15 protein-coding genes are annotated in these 17,613 nt (G+C 70.5%); 5 read left to right on the top strand and 10 right to left on the bottom strand.

What is annotated here, in order from left to right:
• Positions 1 to 231 precede the first annotated feature (231 nt).
• From OG2516_RS16890 to OG2516_RS16880, 3 genes are read left to right on the top strand one after another with little or no spacing between them, the layout of a single operon-like run.
• A complete protein-coding gene (locus OG2516_RS16890; protein ID WP_007256820.1) occupies positions 232 to 1,527 on the top strand; it encodes an ABC transporter substrate-binding protein in 1,296 nt (431 codons plus the stop codon).
• Entirely contained in the window at positions 1,524 to 2,483 is a 960-nt protein-coding gene (locus OG2516_RS16885) for a carbohydrate ABC transporter permease (RefSeq protein ID WP_007256819.1), read from the top strand. The genes OG2516_RS16890 and OG2516_RS16885 overlap by 4 nt, the downstream gene beginning before the upstream one ends.
• Positions 2,483 to 3,313, top strand: a complete 831-nt coding sequence (locus OG2516_RS16880) for a carbohydrate ABC transporter permease (RefSeq protein WP_050769191.1) — start codon at positions 2,483 to 2,485, stop codon at positions 3,311 to 3,313. The genes OG2516_RS16885 and OG2516_RS16880 overlap by 1 nt, the downstream gene beginning before the upstream one ends.
• Before the next feature lie 13 nt (positions 3,314 to 3,326).
• Here OG2516_RS16880 and OG2516_RS16875 read toward each other — a convergent pair whose 3' ends face one another.
• The gene (locus OG2516_RS16875; RefSeq protein ID WP_007256817.1) at positions 3,327 to 4,064 is read right to left on the bottom strand and encodes an MBL fold metallo-hydrolase; all 738 of its coding nucleotides are present in this window, start codon (positions 4,062 to 4,064) and stop codon (positions 3,327 to 3,329) included.
• A gap of 61 nt (positions 4,065 to 4,125) precedes the next feature.
• On the opposite strand from OG2516_RS16875, the gene OG2516_RS16870 reads away from it, so the two are divergent.
• Entirely contained in the window at positions 4,126 to 4,893 is a 768-nt protein-coding gene (locus tag OG2516_RS16870; protein WP_007256816.1) for an SDR family NAD(P)-dependent oxidoreductase, read from the top strand.
• A gap of 10 nt (positions 4,894 to 4,903) precedes the next feature.
• On the opposite strand, the gene OG2516_RS16865 is transcribed toward OG2516_RS16870, so the two are convergent.
• The 8 genes from OG2516_RS16865 to OG2516_RS16830 all read right to left on the bottom strand — a co-directional run bounded on the left by OG2516_RS16865 (position 4,904) and on the right by OG2516_RS16830 (position 13,945).
• The gene (locus OG2516_RS16865; protein ID WP_007256815.1) at positions 4,904 to 6,184 is read right to left on the bottom strand and encodes a TRAP transporter large permease; all 1,281 of its coding nucleotides are present in this window, start codon (positions 6,182 to 6,184) and stop codon (positions 4,904 to 4,906) included.
• 12 nt (positions 6,185 to 6,196) lie between these two features.
• A complete protein-coding gene (locus OG2516_RS16860; RefSeq protein WP_007256814.1) occupies positions 6,197 to 6,775 on the bottom strand; it encodes a TRAP transporter small permease in 579 nt (192 codons plus the stop codon).
• Between the two features lie 66 nt (positions 6,776 to 6,841).
• Positions 6,842 to 7,837, bottom strand: a complete 996-nt coding sequence (locus OG2516_RS16855; protein WP_007256813.1) for a sialic acid TRAP transporter substrate-binding protein SiaP — start codon at positions 7,835 to 7,837, stop codon at positions 6,842 to 6,844.
• A 41-nt stretch (positions 7,838 to 7,878) separates the two neighbouring features.
• Positions 7,879 to 9,654: an Ldh family oxidoreductase gene (locus OG2516_RS19770; RefSeq protein WP_007256812.1), complete on the bottom strand. Its 1,776-nt coding sequence runs from the start codon at positions 9,652 to 9,654 to the stop codon at positions 7,879 to 7,881.
• Positions 9,655 to 9,770: 116 nt separating this feature from the next.
• On the bottom strand, positions 9,771 to 11,060 hold the full coding sequence (locus tag OG2516_RS16845; protein ID WP_007256811.1) for a TRAP transporter large permease: 1,290 nt from the start codon (positions 11,058 to 11,060) through the stop codon (positions 9,771 to 9,773).
• Between the two features lie 3 nt (positions 11,061 to 11,063).
• Positions 11,064 to 11,525, bottom strand: coding sequence for a TRAP transporter small permease (locus tag OG2516_RS16840; RefSeq protein WP_007256810.1), 462 nt, complete (start codon positions 11,523 to 11,525; stop codon positions 11,064 to 11,066).
• 85 nt (positions 11,526 to 11,610) lie between these two features.
• Positions 11,611 to 12,624 (bottom strand): TRAP transporter substrate-binding protein DctP, encoded by a 1,014-nt coding sequence (dctP, locus tag OG2516_RS16835; protein ID WP_007256809.1) that lies wholly within the window; start codon positions 12,622 to 12,624, stop codon positions 11,611 to 11,613.
• Positions 12,625 to 12,709: 85 nt separating this feature from the next.
• Positions 12,710 to 13,945: a M24 family metallopeptidase gene (locus OG2516_RS16830; RefSeq protein ID WP_007256808.1), complete on the bottom strand. Its 1,236-nt coding sequence runs from the start codon at positions 13,943 to 13,945 to the stop codon at positions 12,710 to 12,712.
• Between the two features lie 160 nt (positions 13,946 to 14,105).
• Here OG2516_RS16830 and OG2516_RS16825 point away from each other — a divergent pair, with 160 nt between their 5' ends.
• Entirely contained in the window at positions 14,106 to 15,068 is a 963-nt protein-coding gene (locus OG2516_RS16825; RefSeq protein WP_040616245.1) for a pirin family protein, read from the top strand.
• Positions 15,069 to 15,086: 18 nt separating this feature from the next.
• Here OG2516_RS16825 and OG2516_RS16820 read toward each other — a convergent pair whose 3' ends face one another.
• Positions 15,087 to 17,516 (bottom strand): BTAD domain-containing putative transcriptional regulator, encoded by a 2,430-nt coding sequence (locus OG2516_RS16820; RefSeq protein WP_007256806.1) that lies wholly within the window; start codon positions 17,514 to 17,516, stop codon positions 15,087 to 15,089.
• Positions 17,517 to 17,613 lie beyond the last annotated feature (97 nt).

The raw sequence follows: 17,613 nt of genomic DNA, 5'->3' as shown, positions 1-17,613 counted from the left end.
CACAGATTGCTGCCCCGGCGAAACGGTCGATCCGGGCCACTTTCAGCGGAATATCCGGTCATTTTCGCTTAGTCAATCGATTAAGGTTGCGTGAATCGCCGGACGCGCCTAACGATTGATCCGAGCGCGCAAGCTGCCGCGAGCGCCGCACGGCGGCCCGGCAACTCGCGTTCGAAACGGGAGGCCAAACCTCCGGACGAAAAGGCCGAGACCAACAGAGGAGGCTCAGGAATGAGCATGATGACAATGGCGACGCGGCTCGGAGCCGCCCTTCTCGCCACCACGGCGGCGACGGGCGTTCTCGCCCAGACCGAGGTCACCGTCTGGCACCAGGAGCAGGTGCAGCCGCGGATCGACCAGTTCCAGAAGGTGATCGACGCGTTCAACGAATCGCAGGACGAGTACGAGGTCGTCCAGCAGGTGCAGAGCTGGGGCAACATCTACCAGAAGCTGCCGCCGGCCGTGGAAGCGGGCATCCAGCCCGACATCCAGTTCACCATTCCCGATTTCACCGTCACCGTGCGCGACACGGGCGTGGTGCAGCCGGTCACCGAGTTCGTCGAGCGCCTCGACGAGGAGCACGGCTTCATCGAGCAGGCCGTGGTGCCCTACACCGACGACGGCGAGGTCTGGGCGGTGCCGGTCTACGGCATGATCCAGGTGCTCTGGTACCGCAAGGACATGTTCGAGGCCGCCGGCCTCGATCCCGAGAGCCCGCCGCAGACCTGGGACGAGCTGCTGAGCGCCGCCGAGACCCTCACGGGTGATCGCACCTTCGGCATCGGCGTGCCGGCCTCCAAGAGCCTCGCCACCGACCAGGTGCTCTACTCGTTCATGGCCGCCAACAAGGGCCAGGAGCTGTTCGCCGAGGACGGCAGCGTCGCCTTCGACACGCCCGACAACGTCGAGACGCTCGAGTTCTACCGCCAGCTCGCCGAGCTGTCGCCGAGCGGCATCGGCTCGTGGACCTGGGCGGAGCCGCAGGACGCGCTCAATGCCGGCAGCGTCGCCATGGCGATCGAGAAGGGTCAGTACCTGTCGACCTTCGAATCCGCCTCCGGCCGGCCCGCCTCAGATCTCGGCTGCGCCCCGGTGCCGGTCTCCGACGACGGGGAGCGCGCGTCGATCTACTACTCGAACGGCGCGATGATCATGACCGACGATCCCGACCGCCGCGCCGGGGCCGAGGCGTTCCTCGCCTTCGTGCTCGAGCCCGAGAACTACGCCGAGTTCCTGCTCGCCGAGCCGGGCCTGTTCCTGCCGCTGACCGAGGACGGCGCCACCGACGCGTGGAAGCAGGCCGAGGCGCTGCAGCCCTACCAGGAGTGCGTCGAGCTGATGATCGAGCAATCCACCTACGGCAAGCTGCCCGGCTTCAACCGCGGCACCGTCGAGGACGCCATCGGCCCGATCATGGCGCAGAACCTGATGAGTCAGGTCGTCCAGCGCGTCGTCGTCGGCGACGAGAGCCCCGCCGACGCCGTGGCCTGGGGCCAGCAGCAGATGGAAGAAGCCCTGTCGGAATGAGCACCACCGGCAGTTCCGCACAGGCTGCGAACGCCGAGACCGACGCCGCCGGCCCGAAAGGGTCGGCGGTTGTCCCGGTGCGCGCGCGTCTCGGCCGCCTCTTCGCGGCCCCGATCATGATCTGGCTGGCGCTGACCATCGCGCTGCCGCTGGGTTATTGCATCTGGATCAGCCTGACCAACGCCAACACGATGGGCGGCACGCCGCGCTTCGTGGGCCTCGCCAACTACGTCACCGTCCTCACCGACGGCACGGTCGGCGGCCCGTTCCTGCGCAGCCTCGCCTGGGCCATCGGCGGCGCGATCATCCAGACCCTGCTCGCCGCCGGCGCGGCGCTGCTGCTCAACCGCCGCTTCGCGGGCCAGCATATCGCGCGCACCTGGATCATGGCGTCCTGGGTCGTGCCCACCATCGTCACCGCCTTTTTGTGGCGCTGGATGCTCAACGCCGACTTCGGCGTGGTGAACCACGTGTTGCAGAGCCTCGGCCTCATCGGCCGGCCCATCGATTTCCTCGGCGATCCCGACTTCGCCTTCATCACCGTCACGCTCGTCAACGCCTGGCGCTGGTTCCCCTTCATGACGCTGCTGATCCTCGCCGCGCTGACCCGCGTCGCGCCGGAGTATTACGAGGCCGCACGCGTCGAGGGCGCCACCTCCTGGCAGGTCTTCACCCGCGTCACGCTGCCCTTCATCCAGCCGGTCCTCTACGTCGTCGGGCTGCTCGGCACGCTGTGGTCGATCAACGTCTTCGACATCATCTGGCTGACCACCAAGGGCGGCCCGCTCGACATGACCGAGACGATGCCCGTCGCGATCTACGAGCGCGCGTTCCAGCAGTTCCGGCTCGGCGAGGCCAGCGCGATGTCGGTCAGCCTGGCGCTGTTCCTGCTCGTCTTCGCCTATTGCTTCATCCGCTTCGTGCCGCGCGGCGCGACTGAACAGGAGGTGATCTGATGGCCGCTCGCCCCCTTGCCGCGCCAGTGATGCGCAACCTGCTGACGCTGCTGATGCTGCTGGTGATCGGCCTGCCGTTCATCTGGATGATCCTGTCGTCCTTCCAGCCCACCTCGGTGCTCATCAACCCGCGCGAGCTGTTCCGCCCGGACGCCTTCACGCTGGAGAACTACGCCCGGCTGCCGTCGGAGGCGAATTTCCTGCTGATCCTGCGCAATAGCCTCGTGGTGGCGCTGGCGAGCACCGCCATCGCCATCCCGCTGGCGCTGCTGGCGGCCTACAGTGTCTACCGCACGCGCTACCGGGGGCGGCAGACGGTCTACCTGCTGCTGCTGGTGGTCTACGTCTTCCCGGGGATCCTGCTGCTCGCGCCGCTGTTCAAGCTGTTCTCGATGTCGGGCGTGCTGAACACGTGGCTGAGCCTGATCATCATGAACGTCACCTTCAGCGCCCCCTTCAGCGTCTGGCTGATGCGCGGCTTCTTCACGTCGATCCCGCACGGGATCGAGGAGGCCGCGGCCATCGACGGGGCGACGGACATGCAGATCCTGCGTCGCATCATCGTGCCGCTGACCGCGCCGGGGATCGTCGTCACGGGGACCTACACCTTCGTCTACAGCTGGACCGAGTTCCTGTTCGCCTCGGTGTTCCTGATCGACGACAGCCTCAAGACCCTCCCCATCGGGCTCGAAGGGCTGGTGACGCAGTACAGCATCGACTGGGGCCTGCTGTCGGCCGCGGCAGTGATGACGGCGCTGCCGGTCGTGGCGCTGTTCGCATTCGCCGGGCGCTACTTCGTCGAGGGCGTGACGGCCGGCGCCTCCAAGTGAGGCGCGGGACGGCTCAGAGTTGCGGGGGCGGAAGGCCCGCCCCCGCGTGCACCATCGCCGCCTCGACATGACGGCGGCCGCCGCGCAGGGAGAAGCCGCCATGCCCCGCGAAGAAGCTCTCGAAGTCCAGCCCGGCGAGCTTGCGGATCGAGGCGATGCTGGCGGAGACGCTGCAATCCTCGATGTCCTGCAGGATCACCCGACCGCCCGCGAAGACCGCATCCCCCGCCACCAGCGCGTCGATCCCGTCGCCGCGGACCCGGTAGCAGCAATGATCCGCGCTGTGGCCGGGCGTCTCGAGCAGCGTGACCTCGAGCCCCGCCAGCCGGTGCGCCTGCGCCGGGGCCAGCACCTCGTCGACCTCCGGAGGCGTCCATTCGTAATCGAGGGGGTAGAAATGGCCGCGCGCCTTGTCGAGGCTGATCAGCCGCTCGTCGCGCCCCGCCAGGATCCGCGCCGTCTCCGCCCCGCTCAGAAGCCGCGCGCGCGGCAGCTTCGCCATCAGCGCCGCCGCGCCGCCGGAATGGTCGGCGTGGGCATGGGTGAGCAGAACGGCCGCGACGTCCCCGGCCGCGATGCCGCAGAAGGCCATCCGCTCCAGCATCGCGCCGGTGTCGACACCCGCGCCGGTGTCGAAGACCAGCCAGCCCTCCGGCCCCCGGAAGGCCCAGACGCTGCAGTCGAGATCATGGGTCAGCGCCTGTCCGGTGGCGCCGCTGGCGATGAGGCAGATGTGGCTGTCGAGGATCATGGGCGGACCGTAGCATCGGCGAATTCGCCCAACAATGTCAGTTGCAACAGGAGATGACGCGATGAACGCGACGCAGGATTTCTCGGGCAAGGTGGTCATCGTCACCGGCGCGGCTTCCGGCCAGGGGCGGGTCGCGGCGGGAATGTTCGCCGCGCGCGGCGCGCAGGTGATCCTCGCCGACGTCGACCTCGCCGGCGCGCAGGCGGCGGCCGACGAGATCGGCGGCCTCGCGCTCGAGGTCGACGTGGCGCGCGAGGCGGACCTGGCGGCGATGGTGGCCGAGGCCGAGCGCCGCTTCGGCCGTCTCGACGTTCTGTTCAACAACGCAGGCGTCGGCTTCAGCGCGAGCCCGCGCTACAAGATGGCGGGGATTACCGAGACCCCCCTCGAGGCCTTCGACGCCATCGTCGCGATCAACCTGCGCGGCGTCGCGCTCGGCTGCAAGCACGCCCTGCCCCTCATGGCGCGCGGCGGGGGCGGCGCGATCGTCAACAGCGCCTCGATCAACGCCATCGCCGCCGTGCCCGGGGCCGACGCATACACCGCCGCGAAGGGCGGCGTCGTCTCCCTCACGCGGGTCCTCGCCTCCGACTGGGGGCCGCGCAACGTGCGGGTGAACTGCATCTGCGCCGGCCCCATCGCGACGCCGATGATCGGCGAGCTGCTCGAGGACCCGGAGTTCGAGGCGTCCATGACCACCAACATCCCCCTCGGCCGGGTCGGGCGGGCCGAGGAGGTGGCGGAGGTGGCGGTGTTCCTCGCCTCCGACGCCGCCAGCTACATCAACGGCGTGATCCTGCCCGTGGACGGCGGCTGGTCGGCGCGCTGAGGGCGGCGCCTCAGCGGTAGATCAGCGTCGGCAGCCACATGGTGATGGCCGGCACGAAGGTGATGAGGCCGAGCACCAGGACCAGCGGGAGCAGGAACGGCGCGGTGGCGACGACGCAGCGCTCGAACGGGATCTTGGCGACCCGCGCGAGCACGTAGAGCACCATCCCCACCGGCGGCGTCAGCAGCCCCAGCATCAGGTTCAGCACCATGATGACCCCGAAATGGACCGGGTCGATGCCGAGCTCCACCGCCACCGGCAGCAGCACCGGCACGAGGATCGTGATCGCCGCGACCGTTTCCATGAAGCAGCCCACCACCAGCAGGATCAGGTTGATCAGCAGCAGGATAATCCAGGGCCGGTCGGACGCCGACAGCAGCATCCCCGCCGCCGCCTCGGGCACGCGGTTGGAGGTCAGGATCCACGCGAAGATCGACGCCGCGCCGACGACGAAGAGCACCACCGCCGTGGTCTCGATGGTGTCGAACGTCACCCGCAGGAACCGGCGCATCGTCAGCGTGCGGTAGACGACGAGGCCGAGGAACATCGCCCAGGCGCAGGCCGCGACGGCCGCCTCGGTCGGCGTGAAGGCGCCCGACAGGATGCCGCCGACGATGATGACCGGGGTCATCAGCGACAGGAACGCGCGCCCGAACGAGCTCACCAGGACCGACATGACGAAGGGCTGGTCGCGCGGGAAGTTCCGGCGGCGCGCGAAGTAGGCGACCATCAGCATCAACGACAGCGCCATCACGATGCCGGGGATGAAGCCGGCGGCGAAGAGCTGGCCGATCGAGGTGCCGGCGACGACGCCGTAGATCACCATCGGCAGCGAGGGCGGGATGATCGGGCCGATGGTCGACGAGGCGGCGGTGACGCCCACGGCGAAGCCGGGGTCGTACTTGGCGTCGCGCATCGCCTTGATCTCGATGGCGCCGAGCCCGCCCGCGTCGGCCACCGCCGCACCGGACATGCCCGCGAAGATCACCGAGGCGCCGACGTTCACGTGGCCGAGGCCGCCGCGCATCCAGCCCACGAGGGCGAGCGCGAAGTTGAAGATCCGCTCTGTGATGCCGGCGGTGTTCATCAGGTTGCCGGCGAGGATGAAGAACGGCACCGCGAGCAGCGGGAAGCTGTCGACCCCGTTGATCATCCGGTGCGCCACGACCATCGGCGGCGGCATCCCGTTGGCCAGGATGTAGAGCGCCGACGAGCCCGCCAGCGCGATGGCCACCGGCACCCCGAACAGCAGCAGCCCGAAGAGGATGACGAAGAGAAAGGCGATTTCCACGGCTGGGCGCTCCTAGTCCATCGCGCGCACGGCGTCGGCGTGCAGCTCGGGGTCGATGAGTTTGCTGGTGCCGGTGCTCAGGTGGAGCCAGGCATTGCGCAGCGCGTAGAGCGCCATCGCGGCGAAGCAGGCGGCGACGAACCAGTAGACGAGCGACTTGGGCACGTCGATCGACACCATCATCTGCTGCGTGCGCCCGGCGAGCTGGCCCGACAGGTAGGCGAGCCCGGCGTAGAAGGCGATGGAAACCGCGTCGATCAGCGTCTGCGCCACCCGCCGCAGCGGCCGCGGGACCCATCGGTAGAGGAACTCAACCGCGATGTGCGCGCTCTTGCGCACCGCCATGACCGAGCCGGTGAAGGTCACCGCGATCAGCAGGAAGCGGGCGATCTCCTCGGTCCAGCCGAGCGAGTCGTTGAGCACGTAGCGGGTGAAGAATTGCAGGAAGACGACAAACGCGAGCACCCAGAAGATGAGCATGACGAGCGCGTCGTCCCATCGGAGGTCCGACAGGTCGATCTCGTCTTCCTCGATATGCAGCGCCGGCCGGATCTGGCCGTCCTCGTCGGTCTGCTCGCGCCTGTCGGTCATGATCTCGTCGTCCCTGTGGGGCAAGGGGCCGGCCCCCGCGCGGGGGCCGGCCGGGCTGGCTCGCGGTTACTGGCCGATGGCCTGGAGACGGTCGTAGGTCTCCTGGTCCCAGGTCGCCATCTCGCCGTTGTGCATCGCCTGCACCGCCTCGATGAACGGCCCGCGGTCGACCTCGTTGACGTTCACCCCCTGCTCGCGGAACCACTCCGACAGCTCCGCCTCCTGGTCGCGGATCGCGTCGGTGGCACAGGCGGCGGCGTTGTCGATGGCCTGCGACAGCGCCTGCTGGTCGGCCTCGTCCATGCTGTTCCAGGTCGGGCCGCCGACGATGGTCAGCAGCGCGTCGGTGATGTGGCCGGTCAGGTTGATGTCCGACTGCACCTCGTAGAACTTCTTGGCCTGGATCGTCGGCAGCGGGTTCTCCTGCGCATCGACCGTGCCCTGCTGCAGCGCGAGGTACACTTCGGCGAAGGCGATCGGCGTCGGGTTGGCGCCCACGGCCTCGGGGAACATCATGTAGAGCGGCGCGTTCGGCACGCGGATCTTCAGCCCCTCCATGTCCTCGGGCGCGGTGATCGGCTTGTTCGAGGTGACGTGGCGGTTGCCGTAGTAGGTGAGCGCCTCGATGTGGTTGCCCGTGGCGTCGGCGTAGCCCTGGCTCAGCTCCTCGAACAGGTCGGAATTGCGGAACGCGTCCCAGTGCTCGTAGTCGCGGAACATGTAGGGCGCGCCGCCGATGGCCATGGGGCCGTAGGCCCGGCCGGCGAACAGCTGGCCGGTGTAGATGATGTCGACGGTGCCGAGCCCGAGGCCCTCGTTGATGTCGACTTCCTTACCCAGCGAGGAGGCCGGGAAGACCTCGATGCCGTAGCGGCCGTCGGTCGCCTCGACGAGATCGTCGTGCGCCTCGACGGCGCAGGTGTGGTAGGCCTCGGTGGACTCGTAGACGTGGGCCCACTTGAGCATCCGCTCCGCGTCCTGCGCCGCGGCCGGCGCGGCGGCGGTCAGCGCGGCGGCGGCGGTGGTGGCCAGCGCGATGGCCTGGGTCAGCTTCTTCGTCATCTTGTATCCTCCCTGATTGATGACTGCTTGGTTTCGGGTCGTCACCTCCCCTCCGGACGGGTCCGGAGCGGGTCGATGCCGTGCGCCTCGGCGAAGCGCGCGAGCGCCTCGACGGAGGTGCGGTCGAGCGTCATGCCGAGCGCGCGCCGGCGCGCGGCCTCCGCCCATTCGCGGGTGCCGGGCGCCATCACCGTCTCGCCCGGCGCGGCGGCCGACGCGGCGATGGCCGCGAGGTAGCGGCGGATCACGCCCTCGAAGACGGCGCGGCCGGAGAAGGCCTCCGGGTCGAGCGCCATCACGAAGGCGCCGAGCTTGCGCGGCGTCGCCATGTCGTCGCTGATCATCGGCGGCAGCTCGGCGCTGAGCGGCGCGTCGGAGAAGGCGGTGGAGAAAACCTCCGCCAGCCCCGCGAGCCCCGCACCCTTGTAGCCGAACAGCGCGCCGCCCAGCGGGGCGAGCATCTCGGCGACGTCCGGGTCGGTGACGTTGGCGCCGCTGGCGTCGGAGGCGACGTCGTCGGGCAGCGCACGGCCGAGGCTGCGGCTGAGCTGGACCCGGTTGAAGGGGATCGCGCTGGTCGCCATGTCGAGCAGCCACGGATCGCCCTCGCCCGCCGGCGCGGCGGCGGCGATGGGGTTGGTGCCGTGGAAGCGCTCGGCGCCGCCATGCAGCCGCACGAAGCTGTCGGAGTTGCAGAAGGCCAGGCCCATCATGCCGTGCCGCGCGATCTCGAGCGCGTAGGCCCCGGCCGCGCCGAAGTGCGACGAGCCCCGGATCGCCACCGCCGCCAGCCCGTGACGCGGCGCAAGCTCCAGCGCCCGCTCCACCGCCGCGTAGGCCGCGCGGGCGCCGTGGGCGTCGTCGCCGTCGAGCACGCAGGCGCCGCCGCTCTCGCGCACGACGCGCACGTCGGGGCGCTTGTTGAGTCGCCCGTCGCGCAGACCGTGCAGGTAGTGGGGCAGCAGCCGGAAGCCGTGGGTGTCGACGCCGTGCTCCGAGGCGTGCAGCAGGGCCTTCGTCACCGCCTCGGTCGTGGCCGCGTCCGCCCCCACCGCCGCGAGCGCGGCGCGCGAGAAGCGCTCCATCTCGGCCAGATCCACGCGCACCGGCGCCAGCGCCTGCGCCGGCGCGGCCTCCTGCTCCGCCTCCGCCGCGAGCCGGGCGAGGTAGGCGTCGGTCGTGTCGCCGATATGAACCTCCAGCAGCGCCACGGCCTCGTCCATCCGCCCGGCGGCCACGGCATCCGCGATCTCGCGGTGCTCGCGCAGGGACTTCTTGTTGAGCGCGTCGTCGAGCGACAGCCGGTTGCGCAGCGCCTGCACCCGGAACGACAGCATCCGGTAGTTGTCGTGCACGTAGCTGTTGCCGCAATTGCGGAAGATCGCGTGGTGGAAATCGTTGTCGAGCAGCTTGTAGGCGTCCGTGTCGCCGCGCGACATGGCCACCTCCATCCGCGCCACCACGTCCTCGAGCGCGGCGCGCAACGCGTCGGGATTGCGCGCGACGGCCATGCGCATCGCCTGCAGCTCGAGCATCTGGCGCAGCTCGCCGAGTTCCCCGACCTCGCCGTCGGCCATGGCGAAGACGCGCGCGCTGCGGCCCGAAGCCATCTCGATCAGCCCCTCGCGCTCGAGTTGCAGCAGGGCCTCGCGGATCGGGCTCTTGCTCATCCCCAGCAGCTCGACCAGCTCCGCCTCCGGCAACTTGCGCCCGAGCGGAAATGCGCCCCGGACGATCCTGTCGCGGATCGCTTCGCGCGCCTGTTCCGACAGCTTCTGCCGCTCCAGCCGCTCCTTCGACGCGGTCGTCTCCGTCACCCGAACGTCCTCCCTGCGGCGGACGGTATATCATATATCCGATCGCGCAAGGACACATCTTCAGCGGCTCGCTGCCGGCGGCGGCAGCAAGCCTGTCGCCAGCGAACGGGCGGGGTTCAGAACAGCAGGTCCGGCAGGAACAGGGCGATGGCGGGGAAGGCGGTGAGCACCGCGATCGCCGCGAGGTGGATGATCCAGTAGGGCACCGTGGCCCGGGCGACGCGGCCGAGGCTGACCTCGTTGTCGGTCAGGCTCGCGAGGACCGACAGGTTGAGGCCCACGGGGGGCGTGACCTGGCCGATCTCGATGACGATGGTGATCATCACGCCGATCCAGATCGGGTCGTATCCGAGGCCGACGAGCAGCGGGAAGACCACGGGCAGGGTCATGATCATCAGCGACAGGCCGTCGAAGAAGCAGCCGAGCACGAGGTAGATCAGCACCACGAGGAGCAGGATCGTGTAGCGGTCGAGCCCGCTGCCCGCGACGGCATTGAGGATCTGCTGGGGCACGCCGAGGATGCTGACGGACTGCGCGAGGATCGTCGCGCCGAGCACGACGAAGCCGATGGCGGCGAAGAGCAGCGTCGCGTGGAAGATCGCCTCGCGCAGCTTCGCGAGGGTCAGGTCGCCCCAGATGAACGAGATCGCCGTCGCGAGGACGACGCCGAGCGCGGCGGCCTCGGTCGGCGTGGCGATGCCGCCGATGATGCTGCCGATCACCGCGAGGATCAGCAGCAGCAGCGGCCAGATCTGCGCCATGCCGCGCAGGATCGCACCCAGCGGCATGTGACCCTGCTCGCGCGGCGCGACGTGGGGCTGGCGCAGCGCCTTGACGAAGATGTAGGCCATGAACGCCGCGCCGATCATCAGCCCCGGCACGATGCCGGCCATGAACAGCCGCCCGATCGAGGTCTCGGTCAGCGCGCCGAAAATCAGGAAAGACAGGCTCGGCGGGATCAGCAGCCCCAGCGTACCGCCGCCCGCGAGCGAGCCGACGATTACGTCCTTGTCGTAGCCGCGCCGCGTCATCTCGGGGTAGGCGACCGAGCCGACGGCGGCGGCGGTCGACAGGCTCGAGCCGCTGACCGCGCCGAACATGGTGCAGACCGCGATGTTGGTGTGCAGCAGCCCGCCCGGCACCTTGCTGAAGACGGGGGCGAATGCGGCGTAGGCGCGGTTGCTCACGCCGCTGCGCAGCAGGATCTCGCCCAGCAGGATGAACAGCGGCACGGCGCTGAGCGTGAACGAGTTGAAGACGTTCCAGATCGCGTCCACGGCCAGCCCGGTGGCGCCGTTGGAGAAGACCTGGAGCAGGATCATGCCCGTCAGCCCGAGGGCCGCGCCGAGGGCGACCCCGGTGGCGGCGCTGGCCACGAGCGCGCCGATGAGTGTGGTCCAGAACACCGCTCAGTCCTTGTTGTCGGTCACGTCGGGCAGCGCCTCGAGCGAGGCATGGCGCTCGGGGGGCAGCAGGCCGGTGAGGCGGCCGGCGAAGATCAGCCACGTCAGCCCGACCGACACCGGCAGCGCCGCCATCCACGGATAGAGCAGCAGGCGCGCCGTCTCGGACTTGAGGTTGCGCTTCCACGCGAACTCGAGCCAGGGCAGCGCCTTGAGGAAGATCCAGCCGAAGAACACCAGCCCCACCAGCAGCGCCGCGATCCGCACCGCGCCGCCGAACCGCGGCTCGAGCGCGTTCGACACGATGGAGACGCGGACGTGCTGCGCCCTGAGCGTCACCAAGGGCAGGCCGAGGAAGAGCATCGCGGTCAGCAGCAGGCCGACGACGTCCTCGGTGATGTGCAGCGGCGTGCCCGCGACGCGGCGCAGGATCACGCTGGTCGTGACGAGACCCACGATGGCGATCATGCACGCCGACGCGGCCAGCGCCAACGCAAGGGCCAGACGGTCCAGCCCCTGCGCGAGGTGATGACGAAAGCGCGTCACCGGAGGCTTAGCGCCCCAGGGCCGTCAGCACGCGCTCGCGGTAGTCGAGCGCGTTGCCGCCCGCTTCCTCGGCCAGCATCTGCCAGGTCTCCGAGACCGCGTCGATGAACAGCGCGCGGTCTTCCTCCGGGAAGTCGTCGTGCCAGGTGATCCCCTGCTCCGCGAGAGCCTCGCGTGCGGCCATCTCGTTCTCGAGGTCGGCGTCGTACTGGTTGGTCCGCTCCCAGAGCGCGTCCGCCGCCTCGGTGATCGCCGACTTGATCTCGGGATCGGTCGATTCCCACAACTCGTCGGGCACGCCGATCGTGTAGGGCGCCGAGGCCATCGGATAGAGGAAGGCGGCGTGTTCCGTCACTTCCTGCAGGGAGATCGTGCTGGCGTAGAGCGCCGGGTAGAGCGCGCAATCGACAACGCCGGTGCGCAGGGCCACGTACGTCTCTTCCTGCGGGATGATCTGCGCGGCGACGCCGAGGTTGGTGAAGGTCTCGACCTGCTCGCGCGCCCAGACGCGCAGCTTGACGTCGCGCAGCTGCTCGAGCGTGTTCACCGGCTCGTCGCGGCAGAAGACCGAGACGGAGAGCGTCGGGATCGCGACGAAGCCGACGGTGGTGATGCCCCACTCGTCGTACTCCTCCTCGTAGATCTCCTGGGCCACGGGCAGCACCTTGAGCAATTCGTCCACCGTGCTGATCGCGCCTTGCACGAAGACCGAGCCGAGCGCGGGCGCGTCGCGGCCGAGATAGTTCGCCCACATCAGGCTCATTTCGACGGCGCCCGTCGGCACCACGCGCAGCAGGTCGGTGTTGGGCAGGCCGAGCGAGCCGCCGTGGTAGACTTCGATCTCGAAGTCCCGATCGGCGAGCGCGGTGTTCACGTCCTCGGCGAACTGCTCGATCTGCGCTGACTCGGGGCGGGTCTCGGGCAGGAAGTTGTTGAAGCGCCAGGTCTCGGCCAGCGCGGGTCCGGCGAGCGCGGTGCCGGCGGCGAGGGCGAGTGCGGTGGCGTGCAGTGAGGTTTTCATGGGGGTCTCCTGTCGGATCACGGTTGGGAGGCGTCTCGAGCTTCTTTCTGCACGTCAACTCACCCCGGGTGCAAGCGATCCGCCGTCAGCAGGAAACGAGGTCGCGGGGCAAGCGGTTCATGAAGACCGGGCCGTCGTCGGTGATCTCGACCTGGTCCTCGACGATCATGCCGCCCACGCCGGTGACGTAGATCGGGCACTCGAAGGCCAGCACCATGCCGCTTTCGATCCGCGTCTCGGCCTGCGCCGAGATGAACGGCCATTCCTCGGAGCCCGGCCCGGTGCCGAGGCCGTGGCCGAAATGGCCCCGGCTGTAGCCGCTCAGGCCCTGTGCCCGAATTGCCGATTGCGTGGCGCGATGCACCTCCGCCAGCGCCACGCCCGGATGCAGCAGCGCCGCGCCGGCGTGAAAGCCGGCCATCAGGGCGGCATGCATGTCGGACTGCAGGCGGCGCGGCGGCCCGACGACGAAGGTGCGCCCGCTGTCGGAGGTGTAGCCCTGCATCAGGCAGCCCACATCCACCTTGACCAGGTCGCCGGCCGCCGCGACCGCGTCGCCGCCCCACGGGTCGGGCCCAACGGAGATGTACTCCCACGCGCCGGTCATCGGCCGCCCCGCCCCCTCGGCCGCGACCGTCTCCGACCAGACCGCCGCCAGATCGCTGCGCCGGACGCCGACCGTCACCGCGTCGCGCACCGCCGCGATGCCGACTTCCGCGACCTGCACCGCGTCGCGCAGCAGCGTGATCTCCCCGGGCGACTTCACGGCGCGCAGGGTCCGGGCGATCGTGGTCGCATCGACGAGCTGCGCGGGGGCGAGCTCCTCGGCGAGGACCGGGTAGCCCCGCGCCGAGACGGCCGCCAGCTCGATCCCGATCCGCCCCCGCGCGAGCCCCTTCTCCGCGAGCGCGTCGCGCAGGTGGCGATAGCACGCGCGGGCGTCGAAGGTCTCGGGGCGCGCGTTGCCCGCGGGTCGCTCCGCCCCGCTCCAGAGCGGCTCGAACTGCGCGGCGGCAGGCCCGTCGAGGTCGGGCTCGGCCAGCGTCATCGACTCCACCCAGATCGCGCTCTCGCGCACGTCGGCAATGTGGCTGCCGCGGCGGAAGCCCGCCGCGAAGAGGTCGCTGACGACGGCGGTCTCCGGCACGCCCGGATCGGCCGGGACCAACACCGCCACCGCCCCCTCGCGCCGCCACATCGTCGCCACCCCCGGCGCCGCACCGGTGGCGTGCGCGAAGGCTTCCGGCGAGAACAGCACCAGCGCGTCGAGCCCCTCGGCCTGCATCAGGCGCTGCGCCGCCCGTCGGTTCAAATGCGCCATACCCGTCCCTCCCTGTGCGCCAAATCGGGCGCGGCCGATCCAGTGCGTGACTAGCGTTCGAGGCCGTCTCTCACAATGGCCGCGACCGATGCGGCCGCCCCCTCTCGGATTGAACGCGCGATGCGCTATGTTTCCCGAGAGCGAGACGAGGACCGACACCATGAGCTATTCCCCCATCCCCGACCCGAAGCTCGGCGACCGCGACACGGTGAACGCGATCGAGACGCTGATCGTGCCCCGCGCCGTCGATCTGGGCGACATGGAAGTGCGCCGCGCCCTGCCCTCGACCCAGCGGCAGATGGTCGGCCCGTTCATCTTCTTCGACCAGATGGGCCCGGCGGAGTTCCTGACCGACCGGGGCATCGACGTGCGCCCGCACCCGCACATCAACCTCGCCACGCTCACCTACTTGTTTGAGGGCGAGATCCTGCACCGCGACTCGCTCGGCACCGAGCAGGCGATCCGCCCCGGCGCAGTCAACTGGATGAAGGCCGGCCAGGGCATCGTGCACTCCGAGCGCACCTCCGACGAGAAGCGCAAGCAGGGCCAGCGGCTGTTCGGGCTGCAGACGTGGATGGCGCTGCCCGAGGCGGACGAGGAATCCGACCCCGAGTTCATCCATCACGGCGCCGAGGACCTGCCCGTATTCGACAGCGACGGCATCAAGGCGCGGCTGATCGCGGGCGAGGCCTTCGGCGAGCGCTCGTCGTTGCGGACCGCCTCGGAGACGCTCTACGGCGATATCGAGCTGCAGGCCGGCCGGCAGGTGCCGATCGACGCCACCTACGAGGAGCGCGCGCTCTACACCATCTCGGGCGAGATCGAGATCGCGGGCGACAGCTTCCCGCCGGGTCAGTTGCTCGTGCTGCGCCCGGGCGACGCGATCACCGTCAGGGCCACGTCGACGGCACGGTTCATGCTGTTCGGCGGCGCGCCGATGGGCGGGCCGCGCTACATCTGGTGGAACTTTGTCTCCTCGCGCCCCGAGCGCATCGAGGCCGCCAAGGAGGAATGGGCGCGGGGCCGGTTCGAGACGGTGCCGGGCGACGAGGCCGAGTTCATCCCCCTGCCCGAGAACATTGGCAAACCCCGCCGCGCGACGGGCGGCGTCTACTATCCCTGACAGAAGCGGCGCCCGTCTCTAATCCGGAGCCACGAAGGGGAAGACACCGATCTCGCCGATCATCGCTAAGGTCCCGGGCAACCCGGTCCGCACCACGAGCTGGCAGCTCTCGAGATCGCTGTCCCGCCACGTCCAGCGGTCGCAGAGGCGGCTGTCGACGATCCGGCTTCGGCCCTCGCGGGCGGCGGGCAGGGGGCCGAGCGGGCCGCGTTGCTCCAGGTGGCCGCTTGCGGTGCGGATCTGGCTCCAGGACTGGCGCGCCAGCCAGCTGGGCCGGCCGACGATGCGGGCGTTCATCAGCAGCTCTTCGATTTCGCCGCCCTCGAGAGGTGTCGAGCGGGCGGGCGCGGTCGAGGCCGCCTCGCCCGCCGCGCGGGCGAGGCCGCTGCGGAGCAGGGCGTCCACCGCTGGGTCGGCGAAGCGGATCAGCTGTGCGGCGTCGGTGCCCGTGGGGCGGCTCCAGGTGGCGGCGCGCGGGTTGGTGTAGGTGATGTCGCCGAGGCGCCAGGCGCCGAAGGGGCGACTCTCGGAGGCGGCGACGAGGTCGGCGAAGGCGGCGCGGGCGCGGGGCGCGTCCGGCCCCAGCCCGCGGATCGCGGCGGCGAGGGCGAGGAGGCGCGGGGACGGGCTGGCGGTGCCGTCGAGCGCCATGGCCACGGCGTCCGCCGCCGCGGCGAGGTCGCCCTCGGCGAAAGTCGCGAGCGCGATGGCGGTGTAACCGCCGGCGGGGGCGGACGGCGACAGCAGGACGGCGCGGGTCGCCAGCCGGCGCGCCTCCCCCGTATCGCCGGTCAGGGCGAGGCTCTCGGCCAGCACCTCGAGGGCGGCGACATGCGCGCTCTCCGAGGCGAGCGCCTGCCGCGCCAAGATTTCGGCCTCGGCGTGATCGAGCCGCCGGAGCGCCAGGCGGGCGCGTGCGGCCAGAAGACCGGGGTGGTCGGCCTCGGTGCGCGCCAGTTGCCACTTCAGCAGGAGGTAGCCCTCCCGCCAGTGCAGACCGGCCGCGCGGGCGTGGGCGTCGGCGCCGAAGGCGATCCGCTCGTAGGCCAGCGCCAGCGCCGCGGCGGGTTCGGGAGCGGCGGGATGAGCCTGCGCAAGCTCTTCCAGCGCCGCCATCGCCTCGGCGTTGCCCTCGGGCGTGCCGGAATGGAGGCGGGCGAGCGCGCGCAGGTAGGCCGGCATCGCGGCATCGGTGAGGGTCGTGGCTGGCAGGTCGGCGGCGGGGCGGAGGGCGATGCCGATCCGCTCGCCGAGCTCCGCGACGATCTCGTCGCGCAGGAGGCGCGGATCGCCGGCGCTGCCCTCGAAGCGCTCGGCCCAGACCTCGCGGCCCGTCGACAGCTCGGTGATCCAGAGGTTGATCGTCCAGCCCTCGTCCACCGCCCGCACCCGCCCCTCGAGCACATGGCTCGCGGCGGTGCGGGCCTCGCCCCCCACGGGCACCAGCCGGCCGCTCTCGCGCGACAGGACGTGGAGCGACGCGCGGCGCACCAGCTCCGTCGCCAGATCGTCCGCGAAGCCTGTGGCGAGGTCTTCCGTCATCCCGCTGTCGGCGTGGAAGGGGCGAACGAGGAGGCGGATGCTGTCGGGCCGGGGCAGCGGATCGCGCAGGAGCAAGACCGACAGAAGCAGGACGCAGGTCACGGCGATGGCGACGAGCGGCCCGGTCGCGGATCGGCCCGAAGGCACCCCCCGCGCCACAGCGCCCGCTCGCGGGGCGAGGGAGCCGGACCTGATCTCCTCCGCCAACCCGAGCGATGCCTCCGACGGGGCGACAGCGAGGTCTTCCTCGAGCCGCGCCGTCATCGCCTCCAGCGCTTCGATCGCCGCCGCGCTCCGGCCCTCCAGCGCGAGACAGCGCATCTTCACCCGCGTCGCGGGCTCGTTGTAGGGGTCGATCTGCAGGAGCCGGTCCACGAGCGCCGGGTCGGCCTCGTCGGGCGCATGTTCCCAGGCGTTCATCAGCGCCGTGCCCGCGCCGGTCGCGATGGCCTCGAGCCGCGCGCGCTCCTGTTGCCGCCACTCGCGGTAGCCGTCTTCGGTGTCGATCGACAGATCGTCGAGGAACGGCCCGGCGTAGAGCGCGAGGTTGCGCCGCCAGCCCGCCGCTCCTCCCTCGCTGGCCGCGGCCTCTAGCTCCAGCGCGTCGACCGACACCCGATCCATCGCGAGCGCCACGGTCTCCGCCGACACGACGAGCGCCGGCGCGGCCTCGCCCAGCGCGCGCCGCAGGCTGTAGAGCGCCTGGCTGAGGGAGGCGAGCGACTGCCGCGTGCTGCCGCGGCTCCAGAGCAGGCTGGCGAGCCGCTCCCGCGCCAGCGGTCGGCTATTCGCCATGGCGAGCACCGCCAGCAAGGCGCGGGCCTTGCGCGTGTCGATCCTGATCGGCGCGCCAGCGGCGGTCGCGAGCGCGAACGGTCCGAGGAGTGTCAGCCTGAGGCAGCTCATGCCGGATGATCCGGCCAAGCCGGAGGCCCGGTCAAGCGGCCGCCCGGGGGCGGAGCTGTCGCCGAACGGCCGGGCCGTGCGCTTTTGAGACTGCCTT

The sequence above is a fragment of the Oceanicola granulosus HTCC2516 genome (assembly GCF_000153305.1).
Lineage (GTDB): Bacteria > Pseudomonadota > Alphaproteobacteria > Rhodobacterales > Rhodobacteraceae > Oceanicola > Oceanicola granulosus.
Note: the sequence above shows the minus strand (reverse complement) of the source record. Positions and strands in the feature narration are given on the sequence as shown.

Excerpts from the sequence above, each read along its gene's own strand:
- dctP (WP_007256809.1), bottom strand. The coding sequence starts at position 12,624 with ATGAAAACCTCACTGCACGCCACCGCACTCGCCCTCGCCGCCGGCACC.
- OG2516_RS16830 (WP_007256808.1), bottom strand. The coding sequence starts at position 13,945 with ATGGCGCATTTGAACCGACGGGCGGCGCAGCGCCTGATGCAGGCCGAG.
- OG2516_RS16860 (WP_007256814.1), bottom strand. The coding sequence starts at position 6,775 with ATGACCGACAGGCGCGAGCAGACCGACGAGGACGGCCAGATCCGGCCG.
- OG2516_RS16855 (WP_007256813.1), bottom strand. The coding sequence starts at position 7,837 with ATGACGAAGAAGCTGACCCAGGCCATCGCGCTGGCCACCACCGCCGCC.
- OG2516_RS16890 (WP_007256820.1), top strand. The coding sequence starts at position 232 with ATGAGCATGATGACAATGGCGACGCGGCTCGGAGCCGCCCTTCTCGCC.
- OG2516_RS16885 (WP_007256819.1), top strand. The coding sequence starts at position 1,524 with ATGAGCACCACCGGCAGTTCCGCACAGGCTGCGAACGCCGAGACCGAC.
- OG2516_RS16840 (WP_007256810.1), bottom strand. The coding sequence starts at position 11,525 with ATGATCGCCATCGTGGGTCTCGTCACGACCAGCGTGATCCTGCGCCGC.
- OG2516_RS16875 (WP_007256817.1), bottom strand. The coding sequence starts at position 4,064 with ATGATCCTCGACAGCCACATCTGCCTCATCGCCAGCGGCGCCACCGGA.
- OG2516_RS16820 (WP_007256806.1), bottom strand. The coding sequence starts at position 17,516 with ATGAGCTGCCTCAGGCTGACACTCCTCGGACCGTTCGCGCTCGCGACC.
- OG2516_RS16825 (WP_040616245.1), top strand. The coding sequence starts at position 14,106 with ATGAGCTATTCCCCCATCCCCGACCCGAAGCTCGGCGACCGCGACACG.
- OG2516_RS16880 (WP_050769191.1), top strand. The coding sequence starts at position 2,483 with ATGGCCGCTCGCCCCCTTGCCGCGCCAGTGATGCGCAACCTGCTGACG.
- OG2516_RS16870 (WP_007256816.1), top strand. The coding sequence starts at position 4,126 with ATGAACGCGACGCAGGATTTCTCGGGCAAGGTGGTCATCGTCACCGGC.